Here is an 18452-nt window from a genome sequence, read left to right as displayed (position 1 = left end):
AAAAAAAATGAATTTAATTGTTGAACAAAGTAGGAATTTTCATTTTAATGTTGTTACTTTGCAATCCCTTCGAAAAAGGGAATAAAGGATACCAAGTTCGGGGTGTAGCGTAGCCCGGTATCGCGCCACATTTGGGATGTGGAGGTCGTAGGTTCGAATCCTGCCACCCCGACAAAAAACACTCGGAAGCGTGTTTAGTATACTGAAAAAGAAGATACCAGTTCGGGGTGTAGCGTAGCCCGGTATCGCGCCACATTTGGGATGTGGAGGTCGTAGGTTCGAATCCTGCCACCCCGACAATATAGAAGTCAAATTCTATCGAAAACCCTCTAAATTTCACAGTTTAGAGGGTTTTTTCGTTTTAGTCATATCAGGGAAAAGTAAAGAATATCGAGGTTTTTATGCCCTGTTCTACACCCTGTTTTTTTCAACTATAAATCTATTGCACTGTAGCTATTTGTATCTGTTTCATCAAAACAATCCCTCATGTGCCGAAAGGCACACGAGAGGTTGCTAGCATAATGTTCGCCCATATCCGGATGATTGGATTTTAACGCGACATCTCTACCATGGCTGAAAGTTCCTTAACCGCAGCTTCATCTGGCCACACCAATCCACTTTCCTTGAAGCGTATTTTGCCGTAGCCATCAATGATAAACTTTGCTGGAATTCCCTTCACGCCAAATGAAGACACTGCAGGGTTACTTTTTGTAGCCGGATTTTTAACATCCATGTACAAAGGCAAATCCAGGTTGTGTGTTAGCAAATAATTCACAGCATCCGATCTAGGATCTTTAACAGTCTCCCATGTATGTATAAAGAGAAACACTACACTCGGATCATGCTTGTATTTATTGACCAGCATTTGCATTGCTGGAAGAGATTTCTTACAAGGTCCGCACCAGGTCGCCCAAAAATCAAGAACAACGATTTTGCCCTTAAAATCTGACAATGACACTTCTTTGCCTTTGATGTCTGTAACTTTAAAATTTGGCGCCTGCTCATCGAACATTTTGGCAGCTATTGCATTCTTGTATTTTTCTTCAACCTGATTGGTCAATGCTGAGAGGTACGCATATGAATCTTTTCCCGGATTTACTTTTGCGTAGGCACTTTTTAATTCGGCCTTATAGTCATCATCGGCTAAACCTGCCAATACTGCTTTTTCCAGCTCTGGAAGCGCCTCCTTGTATCCGCCTGTTTTGCTCATTAGGTAGTAATACTCTGCAACCAGGCGCGCAGGTTTTCTTACAGCCTGCTCATAACATTCTTTGATAGCAGCAAAGGCTTTTTTATAATCTCCTTGCTTACCCATTACCTGACTATACAGATGCAACAAGAACTGACGGTCTTCCGGAGCATTTGTTGAATTTGCCAGTTCTTGCTCAATTAAAGTTTCTGCAGCTTTCAAATCGAAGGCCATGATTCCTGTTGCCACCGATCCAACATACATGATCCGTGCAGTTTCTGCAATCTGATTAAAATGGAATAAAGCTTTTGCCGAGTTCTTTGCCACAACAAAATTATCTACAAGTGTAGCTCTGTATTGGTCAAAACTATCGCCAGGGTGCGCTTTCACCAGTCTTTCAAGAATCGCTTCCTTTTTTAAAGGATCAATAAAGATCTTCAAAGAATCAAGACTTGCTTTATAGGCGGGTTCTGCCTGCTGACTGTATCCTGAATATCCTGTAGACAGGATTGCGATGAGCATAAGTAATTTTCTCATATTCGTCTACAGATTTTGCCTGGCCTGGGCAACTTGAACAATTTCACCAAAGCCGGTAAATTTCTTATCATAAGTACCGTTGCTGAATTCTCCCTGACCATTGATGCTGAAATAATATACTTCACCCGCTGCACCATTGTTGACTCCGATTACCAGTTGTTTGCTGGTGCTGCGCAGCATCTCAATGTCCTTGATTACGTATCCAGCTGGGAAAGTGTAAATCAGGCGTGCTGATTTTGCAAGCATGTCGTACAAATACACCTTATTGCCAACAGTATAATAAAGTTGCTTTAAGATGGAGGAGGTTGCAAATTTATTTGCGCCGCCAATTTCCGGACTATTTATCATTGGTTGATTAACCCCGGGCTGGGTATTGCCGAAGTTATCGTAGGTCAAGGACATTAAGTAGCGGCCGTTATTATCTTCCATGATGAAATACCACTCAATTTCTTCTTCAAATAGGGTTGATATGCCACGATCATAAGCAATCATTTTTCTTCCCACATTTGCCATGTCAAACGAGCTTGTTGTTGTAGCAGGTGCATCTTCCAGAATTCTTGAAAAAATACCCATTCGCATAAAGCGCATTTTGGCATTGTTATAAAAATAGGTCAGGTTATAAGTGTTAGGAAACACACCCGGGAATAGGTCATAGTCGCCAGGAATACGTTGGCTGAAAGGCTTCACATTGTCTGAAGTTGAGCCTGAAATGCCGGCATATAAGCCGCCGTCCGCAACAATGAACTGGTCAAATTTCGAGGTGTTCATGATAAAAACTGGTGTACTTTTAAATGGAAGCGGTGTAGCCAAATTCGGAAGTATAGAACTCTTATCACCAAGCTCCAGCCAGTCGTTCATGTTAAACCGATACACATTTTGATCGGTGAAATAATAAAAGAAACCACCTTTTCCAAAATTATATAAGCCTAATGGCTTTCCTGGATAGGTTTTATTGTTGGCCACTTCCATGGGGTTTTCAAAAATCACATCATCGGTACGGATCAACGAGACCTTACCCTTTCCATCTTTACTACTGACAATGTACCAGCCATTGGGATAGACTCCGGTTACGACAACCGTATAACGCTGTAGCGTATAAATGCCATTTTTATTACTCGTTACCTTATAAGTTATCAAATATGTACCTGGACTTAAGGTAACTTTTATGCGCAAATTTTTAGATTGGGCAATCACTTTTGAATCAATGGTCCAACTGTAGGTAAATGAATCGCCTGCAGGCATGGTTTCTGCTAATGTTGGTGTAATGATCAGCGAATCCAGCTGAGGTATCGTAAAACTGGTTGTTGCATCGGTAATCTTAATGTCGTTAATTTGCTCATATTTAGATAGGTTATTATCTTTACTACAGGCAAATGTTAGCAGGATTGCAACAATCATGCTAAGCTTTAAAAAATGTTTTAAGTGCATAATATCTAAATTAAGGGAAAGAAATCTTTTGACCGTTCTCATCTAACAATGGACCATTTGCGGCTTCATAAGTAGCCAGTGCATTTCTTAGTGCAACAGGAAAGTTCAGCAAACCATCAGGGCCGATCTGCTCATAAGAAAAATCTGTTATACCTAGTACTTTAACCATGAACTTATATTTTACGGCACTGAATGCCCCAAAATCCGCGGCAAGATATACCTCCCAATAAGCAGGCTCAATGTATTGGGCGGTCACATCTATCTTCAGGTATCTAAAGTTTTCCTCCGTACCCTGGTTAACGTTATTGTAAGGTGTCTGGCCTAAAGTACCCAAAGTAAAGTCCTTGGTTTCTGCCGGCTCCAACACAATTCTATACACATTACTTGCCATTCCAACAGAGTTGATCAACACAAGAGGGTAGTTAAATATGGAGACCCCAGGCGGAATGGCCACTTCTTTTAGCTCAAAATCCACGCCCGCAGTAGCGGTTGTTCCTTGAGCTGTTTTTAGCAATACGGTACGTGGCTGATCAGATAGCTTTCCGGTAATCCTCAAAGGTATATACATGGTATCCCTTGTTTTTACAGTGCTTTGAAAGGCAAAAGAGTAACTTCTCGTCGCTGTGGTATGTAATTGTTGATAGGTGTAAGCAAAAAAGCTCACGCCATCTTTTCCTTGATAAGTTTCTACCGCTTCTTTTTTACAGGAAAAAAGGGAGAAGACCATCGTCACATATAATAAGTATTTCATAATACGAGTGTGATTAATTAGCATAATTCGGATTAAATTGAAGTTCAGCAGCTGGAATTGGCAGCACGTACTGCTCTGGCGCCATGTCAATATTACGGAACTGCATTCTCAATGTTTTAGTTCGTTTATAGTAAAAGAACAATTGGCCTTCCGCATAAAATTCCTTCTGGTACTCCTTGGTGATCGCTGCGGTAAGTGCAGTAGCTGTAATGGTTGTTGCCAGATTGGAAAGCCCCCTGTTTTGGCGCACCGTATTTAAATATCCGACACCAACAGCAGGCGTCTCCGCAGTTTCAGCCAGGATATAATACATCTCCGCAAGGCGAATACCAGGCACATACTGATCCAGTAAATTGTCGGTAATTGTCGTTGTAGCAGTTGAGGCCTGCCAAAATTTAGAAGGAAACAAACTTCCGCCATCCTGCTCAAGGCGGTATAGGTACCTGAAGTCTGTGCCGCCGCCCGATGTGGTTTCATACAGCGTAGTAAAGTTAGCAGAAGTACGTGTGAGGGTTTGACCTAAGGCCCCCCTAAATCTAAAATATCGTTGTACGGTGGGTAAGATATCCCTAACCCTGATCATAAAGACCTGTTCGTTGAAATATAGACGGTCGCGTACCACCAATCCTGAGCTGACCGCACCTGCAGCAGCCTGGGTGACAAATGTATATTTAGTAGAGTTGATCACTACATTTGCGGCAGCAGCAGCTCCCGCTTTATCACCACTGTATAATTTTATTCTTGCTTCCAGTGCTTTTACACCATAGTAATTCAGCTTAATCCGTCTGCTCCTCAAATCGCTGGTTACGATCGGATCAACCGGCAGCAATAAATTTGCGGCCTCCGTCAGATCAGCTAAGGCGAATTTCACCACATCAGCAGTAGTAGACGGTATAATTGCGTTTTCGTTGACATCCTTTTTATAAGGGATGGCTTTTAAATTGGCACCTGCAGTATATTCGGGTCCGAACATGCGCAATAAGTCAAAATGTAAAAATGCCCTTAAAGCTAAAGCTTCACCGCGCAATAATGCGTAGGAACTATTGCTTAGCAAAGACCGGTTTGTTTCTGTATTTGCAATTATTTTATTCGCTGCAGCAATTGTGCTGTAACTGGTAGACCAGATGGCATTGGTATACCCTGCCACTTCTGCTGAAGCATAATTCAGGACTTGTGTTTGTTGCAGTGAAACATCTGCATTGCTATTAAGTGTCGAATAATTTTGTGCCAGCGCAGATACAAAACCCATGGAAAGGTTATCTCCGTAAAGACTATTGCTGGCCAGTTGGCCATATACACCAGATAACGCCTGCTGGAAACCAACTTCTGAAGTAAACAATTGTTCTTCTGACAAACTTGTTTTTGGCGTTACATCCAAAAATTTTTTACAACTGGAAAACACCGCAACTATTGCCAGAATTCCTATGATTAATGTTGTTCTTTTCATTGGGATATGAAATTTATTTTTTGAATTTAAAATCTTGCACTCAGACCAAATGTATATTCTCTGGCAAACGGATTGTCTGTACCGCGTTCAATTGCAATGGTGCTGAAGTTGGCCAGGTTATTCGTTGTTGCACTAACAGTCAGATTCTGCAAGCCCAATCTTTTAACGAATGGTGTTTTGAATTGATAGCTTAAATTAACTGAGCTGAGCTGAATGTTGTTGTCGCGCTGCACAAATCTTGAAGTAAGTTGTGTTGGTATTGGCGTACCGGAAGTAATCCTTTTGTAAGGACTGACACTACCAGGTCCCGTCCAGCCAAGATCATATGCTCTTCTGTCCACATTGTTGCGTGCATCAACAGCTTCCACCCGGTTTAACAGTGTACTGTTGTACAGATCAGCACCATAATTATAATTGATGCTAAAGTTTAAGGCAAAACCTTCATATAGAAAATTTGAAATTACAGCACCTGTCCACTTTGGGCGGGTATCGCCAACATAGGTCTTATCATTAACGTCCCACATAAAGGTTGGGGTACCATCCAATTTAAGATAAATTTCCTGGCCCGTAACAGGATCAATACCCAATGACCTCACGGCATAAATAGCTGTCGTTGACCTGCCTTCAATAAACTGGGCATTTTCAGCGGTCTGATTGGGGTTGTTGGTATTTAGTGCAGCATTGAAGGCTTTCAATTTCTCAGAAATTTCTTTTAACACAGATTTATTCGTGGCTGTGTTCACAGAAACATTCCATTTTAAGCCTTTACGAGGTTGAGATAGTATGGTATAACCCAGGTCGAGCTGCAATCCCCTGTTCTGAATCTTACCTAAATTTTCGGTATACGATGGAAAACCTGTACTAGGTGCCAGCGATACAGTAGTCAGGGCATTCTGGGTGACTTCGTTGTAAAATTCAGCATTGAAAGTCAAACGGTTGTCCAGAAAGGCTGAAGCAATGCCAACATTCGATTTCAATACCTGCTGCCAGCTTAAATTCGGGTTCCCAAGTCCACCAGGGAAAGCACCCACTTCGCCAAAATAGCCAGTCGACGTGCCCAGGTTGTACCTGAATTGTGCTGCATATGGATTTTGTACAGAAGTACCGGTAGAACCGTAGCTGCCACGAATTCTCAACAGGTTGATTGTTTTGCTATCCTTCAGGAATTTCTCATTATTTATATTCCAACCTAAACCTGCAGACCAGAAGTTACCAAATTTATTATTTTCTCCATAAGCAGAAGATCCGTCTCTGGTATAGTTGAAATCGGTAAAATACCGGTTATCATAAGAGTAGTTCGCACTTCCGGTATAAGAAAGATTGTTTATGGTACTTTCTGTCCCCGTAGGCCTGCTGTTTAAATATTGCGCAGCAAACAGGATGTTATCTAACCGATCAAAAGGAAAACCCTGAGTAGATACGGCATAAGAATTAAGGCGTGCGCTGGCGAGCCTGACTTCCGCATATACTGTCACACCGTGCATTCCAAAATTTTTGTTGTAATTTACCGATCCCTTGCCGTCCATTACAAACGCTGTACTGTTGTCGATCGAATAGGTACCACGCGCACTTAAATCTGAGACACCATTGAAACGGCTATCGAGCGCTGAGTAGAAATTATCTACCGTGCCATTCACTTTTGTGATGCCCAGGGCACCATTGAACCATAAAGATTTATTGGCATCGTAACGTACAGAGGTATTGTTCCTCAAATTAAAATTCTTATTTCTATTGTCGATGGTATTGTAGGTAATATCCATCAATGGATTCAATACAATGGAACTCCCTACGCCGAAGCCCATGTTGATGTTTTCCAGGTATTTGTTGACATTACCGTTTTCATCGTAAGGTTTCCAATAAGGATTCAAATCCAGGTACTGACTAAATGAGCCATAAGGAGAATCGTTGGAATTTACCTGTGTAGCTATGGTATTATTTCGGAATGTTAGTTTATTTGTTCGATAACTCAGCATAAAGCTTCCGGAATAATTTTTCCTGTCCTGGCCCTTCATTACCCCCTGTAACAAATTTCCACTAAAGGTTAGGTTAAAAGTCAGCGACTCGTCTCCCCCGCGTAAAGACAGGTTGGTTCTGTTGTTTATACCCGTTTGAACAGGAATAGATTTCCAGTCGGTGTTCACACCGCTAACCACGGCTTTGTATCGTTCCGAATTGATAAAATCACCTCTATAGCTGTTCACTAATCCTACACGCCGCTCAAAATCCAGTTTTTCTGTTGCATTCAGCATGTTGTAAACAGACAGATCCGGAGAAGATAAAGTTAAATTGTTGCTGATAGTAACTTCAACTTTTCCTCTTGGTGGCAGGATAGTGGTCACAACCATCACCCCATTACCTCCACGGGAACCATACATCGCAGTAGCCGAGGCATCCTTCAATAAAGTTACTGAGGCAATCTGGTTCATATCTAAATCAACAATCGCTTGTAATGAAACCTGAAATCCGTCAAGAATGAACAAGGGTGTGTTGGGGTTTCCAATCAATTCTGACCCCAGAGTTGGATAGGACGTCTGCCCACGCATAGTCACTTCCGGAAGTGCATTGATGTTCCCTCCTATTTTGTTATTGGGAATCATCCTGAAAGATGGATCAAGCACAGCAATACCAGCAAACACATTCACCGGGTTTACTGCCTTTAACTCAGCGGCAGTCATGGTTTTGGCTGCCCCGGTATAGGTGCTGAGCTTCCTGTCCACCATCCCCGTAATCACCGTCTCATTCAATGAGAGCTGATCTTCTTCCATGTAAATGGAATAGTTAGAATTGGGTGAGATGGGTACATCGACCGTTTTATAACCTATAAATCTGAATTCCAAAGATTCAGCACCTTTGGAAATGCTTATGGTAAATTTTCCGTTTTTATCCGTCTGTACCGCAGACTTTGTTCCCTTGATAGACACCGTAACGCCAGGAATAGGTTTTCGGTCTTTGGCGTCACCTACAAAACCGGAAATAACTTCCTGACTGACCTGTGTGCCTGCTTTGACAACGACAGTTTTGTTGCGGATAATAAAATCCAGGTTTTGCCCGGCAAAAATCTGGGTAAGGACAGCTGGTAACTCAGCATTTTTAACGTTGATGGTTACCGGAGATGAATTTTCCAACAAATTGTCCGTATAAAAAAAGTTGTAACCTGTCTGCTGGTTCAGTTCCTTAAAGACAGATCGGAGTGAAGCACTTGATTTGGTTAAAGTCACTTTTTGGGCAAGGCTCGACGCACTTACCTGCATAAAGCATGCTATTATTATTACGATGGTTAAGCGCATAGTCAACAATAATTTTAGGTACAGCCGCTTAGGCATACCAAATTTCCTTGATTTTTGATACATTAGTAGTCGGTTTGGTTAAGCAGTCTCTTTTGCGTTGGACCGTAGAGAGAACTGCGGTTATCACTTTGATTTTTAATTGAAATGTTCCAAACTTTTACCAGGTTCTGATGGCTAATCGGGGCCTGGTTTCGTTTAAACATCTTTGGCTATTGTAGTTTTCTTTTCATCTGATGTAGTTCAAGGTTATCATTCTGTTAATTATTATTTAGGTATTATTTTGATACATATATGGTTCTTCCCTTTACTTCAAAACGGGCTTCTCCGGTTGATTCTACGATCTCAAGGACTTTTGATAATTTATCAAACCTTGACACTTTACCACTGAACCGCTGGTTTGTTTTTTCGCCAATGTAAATAACCTCCACATTATACCAGCGCCCGATCATTTTCATGATGGTTTCGATGTTTTCACTTTCAACTACAAATTCATTATTTTTCCAGGCAACGGCGAGGTCGGTATCTGTTTCATTGATCTGTATTTTACCATCATACAGCTTGGCTTGCTGGCCTGGTTTTAATACTTTGGAATTGCCCGATGCAGATAATTTAACGCTTCCTTCCAGCAACGTAGTTTTTTCTACTGCGTCATCGGCATAACTGTTGATGTTAAAATGTGTGCCCAAAACTTCTATTTGCTGTCTGTTTGTCTTTACAATGAATGGGTGCTGCTTATCTTTCGCTATTTCAAAATATCCTTCACCGATCAGCTTCACCACACGTTTTCCATCCTGCATCAGCGCAGCGGTATAGGTAAGGCTTGAAGCGGCATTTAGATAGACCAGTGAACCATCAGGCAAACGTACCTGGTAAGTCTCCCCTCGGGCGGTAGACAAGGTATTCAAGGTATTTGGATCAGCAATATTTTCATCAACTTCATACACCAGTCTGCCATCACCGGATTTGGTGATCGTCAATCCCGCTTCTCTGCCAATTACGCCTTTCGAAGCATTAGCCAAGCTGATCTTCCTGCCATTTGCCAGGGTAAGTGTGGCACCAAAATCACCGGGCTTAACATCATGTACCGCAATTGGGGCAACAGTGTCAACCTTTTCAACCTTTTTCGATTGGCTATTGAAAAAATAAATGCCTGTGAATGCAACAACCAAAACAGCAGCAGCACCAGCAATTTGTAGCCATAGTTTAAGGGTTTTATTTTTTCTGACGGGTATAACCTCAATGGAGCCTTTAATCTGAAAAAATAAATCGCGGTCAACTTTTGCCAGTACTTCTGCAATGGCAGCGTTAGTTGCGTAACTTTCGTCCTCCATTTCTAAAACATCTATGATGATGGCTTTCAACGCTTCCTGATCTTCATCAAGTTGAAAGTAATTCATCAGAGACTGTGTTTCTTCCAGGCTAGAGGTGTTGTCCAGGTATTTTTTGAAGAGGATATGGAGTTGGTCAGATGGTCTCAAGGTTCAATTTTTACAGCTAATACGGAGCTGAACAAAAATATCCTTAGTCGGTTAACAAAAAAATAACAATTAATTTCCAAAAAATAATGATCAGTATCAAAAATTTTTAAATAAAGCGCTTAAAACCAGTGAAATAGTAAATGTAGCTGAATCTTTAAAATATGCCCTGAGAAATCTATTGGCTTGCAGCATATGGCTACTTATAGTTTTTGCATTGATTCCCATAATCTCCTCTACTTCCTTGTAAGATTTACCTTCTAATTTGCAGAGTGTGAATACCATTTTACGCTGTGGAGGCATCAAGTCTATGGCATGCTGTAGCTTTTGAGCCTCCTCTTTATTCAGCATGTCTTCTTCAATGTGCAGGTACATTTCTGAACTGGATGCTACGATTTTGGCCAATAAACGTTTGTCTTTTGCTACTTTCCTAAAATAATCATGCACCATGTTCTCAGCGATCCGAAAAAGATAAGATTTAAAAGATTTTTCAGGATCAATCTGAGTTCGCGCTTCCCATATTTTAAAAAAAAGCTCTTGCAGAATTTCTTTGACCTGGTCCTCAGATTTAAGGAGTTTAAATAAGTTTCCAGCTATCCGAAATTTATAAGTGTTGTAAAGCATTTCAAATGCACGCTCGTCTCCGTTCTTCAGTTGCAGCAATAAAGCCTGCTCATCAGTTTGATTAACGTTGACCATTCGTTCTAAAAATATAAGTTTACTAAAAGGCAAGGTAGAAATTTTTTTCGAGTTCTTGCAGGGTGACAGAATCGATAGCCCCTGTCCGGCATATATAATCTCCAATATGCGTGTATGCCAGCAATCTAACCAAAATATTACCCTTATATTTGATGAAAAGATAAATTATAGCGATACAGTATGCGTATACAAACCTACGATATCATCCCGGTTCTGCAGGCTTATGTAAAACTGATATGTACCATGGATTGTGACGATGATACCGAGACAAGCCATATTCGTGTACTTCCCGATACTTGTGCGGAACTGTTTTTAAATTATACCAATACGCCTGTTGCCCACATTGGTGGCGAATTACATCAACGCAGTATAGTTACTTTCCGGATGAACCAGTTTATGGATGTACAGATGCGTAAGGGTGCAGGGGTTGTTGCCGTTTGTTTCCATCCGGGTATGGCATATAGGTTTATTCAAATCCCGATGCATGAATTGTCAAACACTACAACCGCCCTTGCTGATGTATGGCATGATATGGCCACAGCGCTGGAAGAAAAGATGGCATGTGCCGGATGTAATGAGGATCGCGTAGGCCTTATCCAGCAGTACTTGTTTGGGCAACTGGCTTATGCTAAGGATGATTTGCATATGACCCAATGCCTGAGCGCAGCACAATCTTCTGGCGGATTGGTCCCTGCAAGGCAGCTCGCATTTGATACTGGCCTTAGCCAGCGTCAGCTTTCCAGGAAGTTTCAGGAACAGGTGGGCTTGTCACCAAAGGAATACCTTCGCGTCTACAGGTTCATACGTTCACTCGATCACCTGAAAAGGCATCCTGTACTTTCACTTACCGAAATAGCCTGCAAAAGTGGTTATTACGATCAGGCCCATTTTATTCGCGATTACAAGGACTACACAGGTTATACACCGCGACAAGTAGCGTTGAACCAGGATATTTTATTTTGATGTCCGTTTTGTACAATTAACTGCAATTGAACCTGCGCATTTTTGCAATATAAATATAAACAACATGCGAAAATTAATATTAGGATTGGCCATCACATTGGATGGGTACATTGAAGGGCCCAATGGCGAATATGACTGGTGCTTTACTGATCAGGACTATGGATTAAACGAATTTTTTAAGCGCATCGATGCCATTTTTATTGGCCGTAAGAGTTACGAAATGATGCAGCAGTATAGTGAAAGTGTTGATGGAGAGGTAGTACCAGGGATGCCTGCATTTACGGAGTATGTATTCTCTACAACGTTGAAAGCTGTAAAGGAAGGGGCGACACTGGTATCGGGAGACAGTATTTCGGAAGCGAGAAGGTTAAAAAATCTGCCAGGGAAAGACATCTGGCTGTTTGGCGGTGCTTCGTTATTTAGCGCCTTGATGAAGGAGGGGCTGGTTGACGAATTGTGGCTGTCTGTGCACCCGATTTTGCTGGGCAGCGGCAAAACCCTGTTCGGGAAGCAGGGTGGAAGGCGCAAACTCAGCCTTCTGGAAAGTAAAACATATGACACCGGGTTGGTGTCTATACGTTATAGTGTCGAAAATACTTAACTCCTTTGCTGTACTTTAGTTGCGCCGTTGTTGCAGAGGAAAAGGTACTGACTTCAGTCGCACTTTGGTCGTCATTTACCGAATCAACGCCCTGTCAACCCCCTGTCAACTACGACGCAACTAATCTATAACATAGGGATGTCCTATACTGGAATAAGTTTACAATATGTCCGATACTGAATAATAATGAAAAGACTGAATAGGGTTACTGAGAGAGCTCAAATACAAATTTCGGGTTCTGATAATTGATAGGCGCATTTTTCCTGAAATAGCGCATGTTCATATAAATTTCTGTCTCACCTTCACCCATAATCAACCTGTGCCCTTTCTTTAGTAAGGCTATTGGAATGGTATGCCAGGTTTCTATTCCATAATGGCGATAACGATAGGTGCCTCTCAGTGTATCACCTTTTATAATTCCTGTTACATTCCCGGAATCTGTATAAAGTCCTTTATAGTTGATCTCAAGCTGACCATAAAATTCTTTTTCAGTCAGATGGATATTGAGCATAGCGGTATCTGTTGTATGGATAGCACGGTACAGCGTTTTATGATCAGGAGCTCCATTCCGGCAAGCACATAATACAGCAACTATAACTAAGCAAAGCGGTTTTATCATTTTGTTAAGTATCGTTCAAATATAGATGATTAGGTGCAGGGTGCCAATAAGAATGTTTGTTCCTGATTAGGTGTATTAGCGGTCAATTTTTTTTTCGCTGCCGGTGAAGGCGTGTCAGAGTACAGGAAAAAATATTATACTTGCACTTTCGTACCCGGTATTTACCTATGCTTTACAGATAATGGTCAACAGTGCTGTACTTTCTGACACCGAACTCACCGCCTTGCTTAAAGAAGGCGACCTGCAGGCTTTTACCAATATTTATAACAGGTACTGGCCCCCACTTTTTCTCCATGTGAGGCGCATGCTGAGCGATGACGATCAGGCGCAGGACGTATTGCAGGATATGTTCGGCTGGCTTTGGCAGCATAAGAGCGAACTTCATTTCAGCAGCTCCCTGGCTGCTTACTTGTATACCGCCACACGAAACCGTGTATTTAACCGGATCAAACATGAAAAGGTAAAAACAAACCGGCTGGAAGACATCAGGTTGTTTATGCAAAAAGGAAGTTATGAAGCAGATGAAGCACTGCGGTATAAGCAACTTGCAGCCATTGTGAAGTCTGAAGTAGAGAAAATGCCGGAAAAGATGCGGCAGATATTTGAATTGAGCCGTAACCAGTACATGTCGCACAAGGAAATTGCTGAAATGCTGAACATATCCGAGCATACCGTACGTACACAGGTACAAAGAGCCCTCAAAATTCTAAGGAACAAATTAGGGGTGTCCCATGCGGTGTTGCTGACTATCATTGCCATGATGGATTAAAAAAAAATAAATTCATGTAGTCTATCCCGGCTTCACAGTTGTCTTGTAATTTAGGCGAATGCAAAACACATGACACAAGAGGAAGTTATAGCAGCAATAGAACGGTATGAACAGGGCAGGGCCACTGCCTCGGAGCGCGGGTTATTGGAAAGCTGGTACAACCAATATGCGGATCAGCAGATTGCTGCTGAATTCCCTCAGGATCTGTGGTTAAGAAAAGAAAATAGTTTAAAAATTGTACTTCGTCAGGCTATCCCTGATATACAGAAACCGGCCCGGGTATACCGTTTGGGTAGGATAGGTATTGCAGCAGCTATACTGTTGGTATTTTTTGGGCTAAGCTTCTGGTTTTACAAATACAATCCAAATCCGGCGGTAGAAAACAGCAGTGCGCTGGTTGCAGGGGTTAAAGACAGCCTCCAGGTAAGGAAGGGCGTAACACTCACTTTTTCTAATGGCAAGGTGTTGCAGCTGAATGCAGCAAAGTCTGGAATTGTAATAAAAGGCGATAAATTAAGCTACGACGATGGCTCATTTGTGCAGGGCACTGAAGCCAGGCTCCGGGAAAGTGAAGACCTCAGCATACAGAGCGATGAGCTGATTGTCAGTGTGCCCCCTGCCATGCAATATCATGTTCAGCTTGCTGATGGAAGTAAGATATGGCTGAATGCAGATAGCAGATTAAAAATTGCTGCATCATTTAATGACAATTTTGCAAGAACGGTAGGGCTTGTTGGAGAGGCTTATTTCGAAGTGGCCAAATCAGCCAGGCAATGGCAGGGAAAAAAAAGAAAGCGGCCTTTTTATGTGCTGGGTAAAAGGCATAGCATAGCTGTGCTGGGGACATGCTTTAATGTCAGCAGTTATCCTGCCGAACCAGCGCAGATTACCCTATTGGAAGGGTTGGTAGAGGTAAATAGCCGGATTTTAAGGCCGGGGGAACAGGCTACAATATCGCGCAGAGGTGGTGTGGCTGTTAAGGTGGTCGATATCGAAGATGCGGTATCCTGGAGGAGCGGTTATTTTAAGTTTAAGAATGAAGAGATGGAAAGTATCATGAACAAAATATCAAGATGGTATGATCTTAATGTTCAGTATGAAGAAGAAAGCTTAAAACATGAATTGCTATCTGGTACAGTTATTCGTTACAACCGTATTACTGATGTTTTAAGTACATTGCAAAAAAATGCCACATTTAAATTCGAAATCAATGGTAAAAGACTTTTGGTAAAAAGGTTGAGGTGATTTTCAGGGATGATTATCATGATTCCCATTTGCAATGAGCTCATCTAACCTGGCAGCAGACTGGCACACGATTTCGTCCAGTTCCTCAATACAACGGTCTATCATCGGATAATATTTGCCTTTTTCCAATTGATCATCGGTTTCCCTGATCAATGCAGACAGTCCAAGTATAGAGGCCAGTGGCTTCCGTATTTCATGAGAATTTACCCAGGCAATTTCTTTTAGCATGGTGTTTTGTTCGTTGATGAGTGACTGCTGTTTTCTGCTTTCTTCCAGGCTTTTTTTCAGGAAGTCGAGGTTTTTCTTTTGGCCCCTGTGGTAGAGGTTGATCAGATATTGCAGCAGCAAGGCACTAATGCCAATAAACAAAAAAGCCTTTAAGCTGTGCATCACCGCCCGATTATGGGCCGGCATTCCATCAATCCACACTGAAATGACCTGATCGCTCAGAATTACCCATATACTTCCGATAACCAGATACAGCAATACGATGTAGTTTTTGTTTTTCATGGCAAGCGTTTTTTATTCACCTGAAGTTAATCTTTTTAAATGTAAAAAAACGCAAGGGGATTGGAATCCTGACGAGCTATTCTTACAGCATGATATTCCTTTTAAAAGCACAACCTAACTCAATTATGGAATCGGTTTTGGCAATGCCGGGTATGTTGTCAATTTTTTCATAAAGGACCTGCCTCATGTGTTCATGATTCTTGGCAACGATCTTAACATATAGGGTATAGTTACCGGTAATGTAATAACACTCAGTAACCTCAGGGATTTTTTTGAGCTCGTCTATAATGCGATTGGAATCATGGTCTTTTTCTAGCGTGATGCCAGTAAAAGCCCCCCAGTCGTAGCCTATTTTTTTTTCATTTAAAACGGGTTTGATCCCGGTTAGAATACCTTGTTCGGTTAACCGGGCTATCCTTTGGTGAACCATGGTATTGGATACACCCAGGGCAGTTGCAATAGCAGAATAGGCCATCCGTCCGTCTTGTTCCAGTTGCTTTAAAATTTGAACGTCAAATTCATCTATGTGCTCCATTAATAATTAAGATTAGGTTTTAGCTAAAACAGCTATTTAAGTTAAATTGACTTTTATGCTTTTTAATAAAGTCAAATTTAGCTTTTTGACCCTTAAAATAATAAATTTAATTACCTTTGCCTCACACCAAATACTTCAGCAATGGAAATCTCAGCGAATTTAAGCAAAAGTGAAACGCTAATTGAAAAAGAAAACAGGTACGGCGCACACAATTACCACCCTTTACCGGTAGTTTTGGAAAAAGGTGAAGGCGTTTTTGTCTGGGATGTTGAAGGTCGGCGTTATTATGATTTTCTTTCAGCATATTCGGCTGTTAACCAAGGCCATTGTCATCCAAGGATTGTTGATGCCTTGAAACAGCAGGCAGAAAAGTTAACCCTTACTTCCCGGGCTTTTTACAGCGACAAATTAGGTAGTTTTGAAGAATTCATTTGCAATTTATTTGGCTTTGATAAAGCCCTGGTGATGAACTCCGGGGTCGAGGCAGTGGAAACCGCCATAAAACTTTGCCGTAAATGGGCTTACCAGGTAAAAGGTATTCCAGCCAACCAGGCAAAAATAGTTTTTGCAAACGGCAATTTCCATGGCCGAACCATTTCGGTCATCTCTGCATCCGATGACGAAAGCGCCAGGAAAGATTTTGGTCCTTTTGTAGAGGGGATTGTGCAGGTTCCATATAACGATGTCGCTGCCTTTGAAGCATTGTTAAAAGCAGATAAAAATATTGCAGGCTTTATTGTAGAGCCTATACAGGGAGAGGCTGGTGTTGTTGTGCCAGACAGCCATTACTTAAGCCATATACAGACTTTATGTAAAGCGCACCAGGTGCTGTTTATTGCAGATGAGATCCAAACCGGTATTGCCCGCACCGGAAGCATGCTGGCTTCATACAATGTGGGGGCTGATGAGAGCAGCAAGCCTGATGTTTTGATACTGGGCAAAGCGCTCTCAGGTGGTGTGTTGCCTGTTTCGGCAGTATTGGCCAATGATGAGGTCATGCTCACCATTAAACCTGGAGAGCATGGTTCTACGTATGGCGGGAACCCGCTTGCCTGTGCGGTAGCCATGGAAGCGCTCCAGGTTGTAATTGATGAAAAACTGGCAGAAAATGCGCACCGGCTTGGCGGATTGTTCAGGACAGGCTTAACTGAAATTGCAAACAGAATTGGCCTGATCAGTCTGATCAGGGGAAAGGGCCTGCTGAACGCCATCGTGATCAACAGCGAAGAAACGTCTGACCTGGCCTGGCAGATCTGCATGAAATTTAAAGAGAATGGTTTGCTGGCAAAGCCTACCCATGGCAATAAGATCCGTTTAGCCCCTCCATTGGTTATTACTGAGGCGCAGATCAAAGAATGTCTGGCCATCATCGAAAAGTCTTTGATGGAATTTGCCTAGTATTATATGAAAAATCCGATCAGGCTCATCAAAAACAGATCTGATATTGGTGCTGGTACCCGGGGATCTGACATGGGCATAGATGCCATTGAAATCGCTGCCATCAACAAGGGAAGTGAATATTTTAACAATTTTCCTTTTGTTGATGTAGAAACCCACAATGAGACGATCTACAATAAAGACAGAAATTCATTTGCCAAAAGAATAGAGCATGTGCTGGAGCAATGTACCCGTGTAGCCCGAACTGTAGAAAACACCTTAACAGAAAACTATTTTCCACTGGTATTTTCGGGCGATCACTCCTCGGCTTTAGGTACCATAAGCGGTATTAAAACCGCGTATCCGGATAAAACACTTGCTGTGATCTGGATAGATGCCCATGCCGATCTGCATTCGCCTTTTACCTCGCCTTCGGGAAATATACATGGTATGCCCCTGGCGGCTGCCCTGGCCAGCGATAACCTGAGTTGCAAGGTGAATGAGGTTGAGGTAGAGACCGTATTGCTGTGGGATAACTTAAAGAAAATAGGAACTGCTGAACCTAAACTAAAACCCGAACACCTGATCTATTTCGGGGTCAGGGACACGGAAGCAGCAGAAGATACCCAGATGCAAAATTCAGGTATCAGAAACTATAAGGTAGAAGAAGTCCGTTTCAGAGGACTGGATATCTGCGTAGGAGAGGCATTGGAGAAAATACGGGAATGCGATCTGATCTATATATCCTTTGATGTGGACAGTATGGATTGTGACCTGATCTCGGATGGGACCGGCACCCCGGTTTCAAAAGGTTTTGATCAGTATGAGGTCATGGCTGTTATAGAGACAATTGTTGCATCTCAGAAAGTTGTATGTTTTGAAGTGGTAGAGGTGAACCCCTTGCTCGACAATAAAGGGAATAAGATGGCCGAAACTGCTTTTGAAGTATTGGAACAGGTGACCCGGGCTATCGAGGCATACGCGTAACATTATATAATACAAAGTTAATATCTTACGGCT

16 protein-coding genes and 2 tRNA genes are annotated in these 18452 nt (G+C 42.0%); 8 read left to right on the top strand and 10 right to left on the bottom strand.

The features are described from left to right. Window positions 1–98: 98 nt before the first annotated feature. A tRNA-Pro gene (locus B9A91_RS01270) sits at window positions 99–172 on the top strand. 51 nt (window positions 173–223) lie between these two features. After that, window positions 224–297: transfer RNA gene (locus B9A91_RS01265), tRNA-Pro, on the top strand. A gap of 253 nt (window positions 298–550) precedes the next feature. On the opposite strand, the gene B9A91_RS24505 is transcribed toward B9A91_RS01265, so the two are convergent. The 7 genes from B9A91_RS24505 to B9A91_RS01230 form a co-directional block, all read right to left on the bottom strand. Then, window positions 551–1726, bottom strand: a complete 1176-nt coding sequence (locus tag B9A91_RS24505) for a redoxin domain-containing protein (protein ID WP_084236615.1) — start codon at window positions 1724–1726, stop codon at window positions 551–553. Window positions 1727–1732: 6 nt separating this feature from the next. Continuing rightward, window positions 1733–3124, bottom strand: a complete 1392-nt coding sequence (locus B9A91_RS01255) for a PKD-like family lipoprotein (RefSeq protein ID WP_159451604.1) — start codon at window positions 3122–3124, stop codon at window positions 1733–1735. A 40-nt stretch (window positions 3125–3164) separates the two neighbouring features. After that, entirely contained in the window at window positions 3165–3905 is a 741-nt protein-coding gene (locus tag B9A91_RS01250; RefSeq protein ID WP_159451603.1) for a DUF4843 domain-containing protein, read from the bottom strand. Between the two features lie 13 nt (window positions 3906–3918). Continuing rightward, window positions 3919–5352, bottom strand: coding sequence for a RagB/SusD family nutrient uptake outer membrane protein (locus B9A91_RS01245; RefSeq protein WP_084236612.1), 1434 nt, complete (start codon window positions 5350–5352; stop codon window positions 3919–3921). 26 nt (window positions 5353–5378) lie between these two features. Beyond that, window positions 5379–8603 (bottom strand): SusC/RagA family TonB-linked outer membrane protein, encoded by a 3225-nt coding sequence (locus B9A91_RS01240; protein ID WP_159451602.1) that lies wholly within the window; start codon window positions 8601–8603, stop codon window positions 5379–5381. A 311-nt stretch (window positions 8604–8914) separates the two neighbouring features. Next, window positions 8915–10117, bottom strand: a complete 1203-nt coding sequence (locus tag B9A91_RS01235; RefSeq protein ID WP_235012365.1) for a FecR family protein — start codon at window positions 10115–10117, stop codon at window positions 8915–8917. A gap of 96 nt (window positions 10118–10213) precedes the next feature. After that, the gene (locus B9A91_RS01230; protein WP_235012359.1) at window positions 10214–10846 is read right to left on the bottom strand and encodes an RNA polymerase sigma factor; all 633 of its coding nucleotides are present in this window, start codon (window positions 10844–10846) and stop codon (window positions 10214–10216) included. A 147-nt stretch (window positions 10847–10993) separates the two neighbouring features. On the opposite strand from B9A91_RS01230, the gene B9A91_RS01225 reads away from it, so the two are divergent. Beyond that, entirely contained in the window at window positions 10994–11776 is a 783-nt protein-coding gene (locus tag B9A91_RS01225) for an AraC family transcriptional regulator (protein WP_084236609.1), read from the top strand. Window positions 11777–11840: 64 nt separating this feature from the next. After that, window positions 11841–12377, top strand: a complete 537-nt coding sequence (locus tag B9A91_RS01220; protein WP_084236608.1) for a dihydrofolate reductase family protein — start codon at window positions 11841–11843, stop codon at window positions 12375–12377. A 205-nt stretch (window positions 12378–12582) separates the two neighbouring features. On the opposite strand, the gene B9A91_RS01215 is transcribed toward B9A91_RS01220, so the two are convergent. Beyond that, window positions 12583–12888 carry a hypothetical protein gene (locus B9A91_RS01215; protein WP_159451601.1) on the bottom strand — a complete coding sequence of 102 codons (306 nt, stop codon included), beginning with the start codon at window positions 12886–12888 and terminating at the stop codon, window positions 12583–12585. 211 nt (window positions 12889–13099) lie between these two features. Here B9A91_RS01215 and B9A91_RS01210 point away from each other — a divergent pair, with 211 nt between their 5' ends. Both B9A91_RS01210 and B9A91_RS01205 read left to right on the top strand, forming a co-directional pair. Beyond that, on the top strand, window positions 13100–13765 hold the full coding sequence (locus B9A91_RS01210) for an RNA polymerase sigma-70 factor (RefSeq protein WP_144008817.1): 666 nt from the start codon (window positions 13100–13102) through the stop codon (window positions 13763–13765). 69 nt (window positions 13766–13834) lie between these two features. Then, on the top strand, window positions 13835–15010 hold the full coding sequence (locus B9A91_RS01205) for a FecR family protein (RefSeq protein ID WP_084236605.1): 1176 nt from the start codon (window positions 13835–13837) through the stop codon (window positions 15008–15010). Between the two features lie 3 nt (window positions 15011–15013). Here the strand turns inward: B9A91_RS01205 and B9A91_RS01200 are convergent, their stop codons facing one another. Further along, window positions 15014–15520 (bottom strand): histidine kinase dimerization/phospho-acceptor domain-containing protein, encoded by a 507-nt coding sequence (locus B9A91_RS01200; RefSeq protein WP_084236604.1) that lies wholly within the window; start codon window positions 15518–15520, stop codon window positions 15014–15016. An 82-nt stretch (window positions 15521–15602) separates the two neighbouring features. After that, window positions 15603–16055, bottom strand: coding sequence for an Lrp/AsnC family transcriptional regulator (locus B9A91_RS01195; protein ID WP_084236603.1), 453 nt, complete (start codon window positions 16053–16055; stop codon window positions 15603–15605). 141 nt (window positions 16056–16196) lie between these two features. On the opposite strand from B9A91_RS01195, the gene rocD reads away from it, so the two are divergent. Both rocD and B9A91_RS01185 read left to right on the top strand, forming a co-directional pair. Continuing rightward, a complete protein-coding gene (gene rocD, locus B9A91_RS01190; RefSeq protein ID WP_084236602.1) occupies window positions 16197–17453 on the top strand; it encodes an ornithine--oxo-acid transaminase in 1257 nt (418 codons plus the stop codon). 6 nt (window positions 17454–17459) lie between these two features. Further along, the gene (locus tag B9A91_RS01185) at window positions 17460–18419 is read left to right on the top strand and encodes an arginase (protein ID WP_084236601.1); all 960 of its coding nucleotides are present in this window, start codon (window positions 17460–17462) and stop codon (window positions 18417–18419) included. Window positions 18420–18452 lie beyond the last annotated feature (33 nt).

It is taken from the genome of Pedobacter africanus (genome assembly GCF_900176535.1).
GTDB classification, from domain to species: domain Bacteria; phylum Bacteroidota; class Bacteroidia; order Sphingobacteriales; family Sphingobacteriaceae; genus Pedobacter; species Pedobacter africanus.
The sequence above is the reverse complement of the archived record's forward strand: the minus strand, read 5'-3'. Positions and strand labels throughout refer to the sequence as shown.

Bases quoted from the DNA above. Each gene is read 5' to 3' on its own strand.
- B9A91_RS01195 (WP_084236603.1), bottom strand. From the start codon at position 16,055: ATGGAGCACATAGATGAATTTGACGTTCAAATTTTAAAGCAACTGGAA.
- B9A91_RS01240 (WP_159451602.1), bottom strand. From the start codon at position 8,603: ATGCAGGTAAGTGCGTCGAGCCTTGCCCAAAAAGTGACTTTAACCAAA.
- B9A91_RS01220 (WP_084236608.1), top strand. From the start codon at position 11,841: ATGCGAAAATTAATATTAGGATTGGCCATCACATTGGATGGGTACATT.
- B9A91_RS01205 (WP_084236605.1), top strand. From the start codon at position 13,835: ATGACACAAGAGGAAGTTATAGCAGCAATAGAACGGTATGAACAGGGC.
- B9A91_RS01250 (WP_159451603.1), bottom strand. From the start codon at position 3,905: ATGAAATACTTATTATATGTGACGATGGTCTTCTCCCTTTTTTCCTGT.
- B9A91_RS01255 (WP_159451604.1), bottom strand. From the start codon at position 3,124: ATGATTGTTGCAATCCTGCTAACATTTGCCTGTAGTAAAGATAATAAC.
- B9A91_RS01225 (WP_084236609.1), top strand. From the start codon at position 10,994: ATGCGTATACAAACCTACGATATCATCCCGGTTCTGCAGGCTTATGTA.
- B9A91_RS01200 (WP_084236604.1), bottom strand. From the start codon at position 15,520: ATGAAAAACAAAAACTACATCGTATTGCTGTATCTGGTTATCGGAAGT.
- B9A91_RS01185 (WP_084236601.1), top strand. From the start codon at position 17,460: ATGAAAAATCCGATCAGGCTCATCAAAAACAGATCTGATATTGGTGCT.
- B9A91_RS01215 (WP_159451601.1), bottom strand. From the start codon at position 12,888: ATGCTCAATATCCATCTGACTGAAAAAGAATTTTATGGTCAGCTTGAG.
- rocD (WP_084236602.1), top strand. From the start codon at position 16,197: ATGGAAATCTCAGCGAATTTAAGCAAAAGTGAAACGCTAATTGAAAAA.
- B9A91_RS24505 (WP_084236615.1), bottom strand. From the start codon at position 1,726: ATGAGAAAATTACTTATGCTCATCGCAATCCTGTCTACAGGATATTCA.
- B9A91_RS01245 (WP_084236612.1), bottom strand. From the start codon at position 5,352: ATGAAAAGAACAACATTAATCATAGGAATTCTGGCAATAGTTGCGGTG.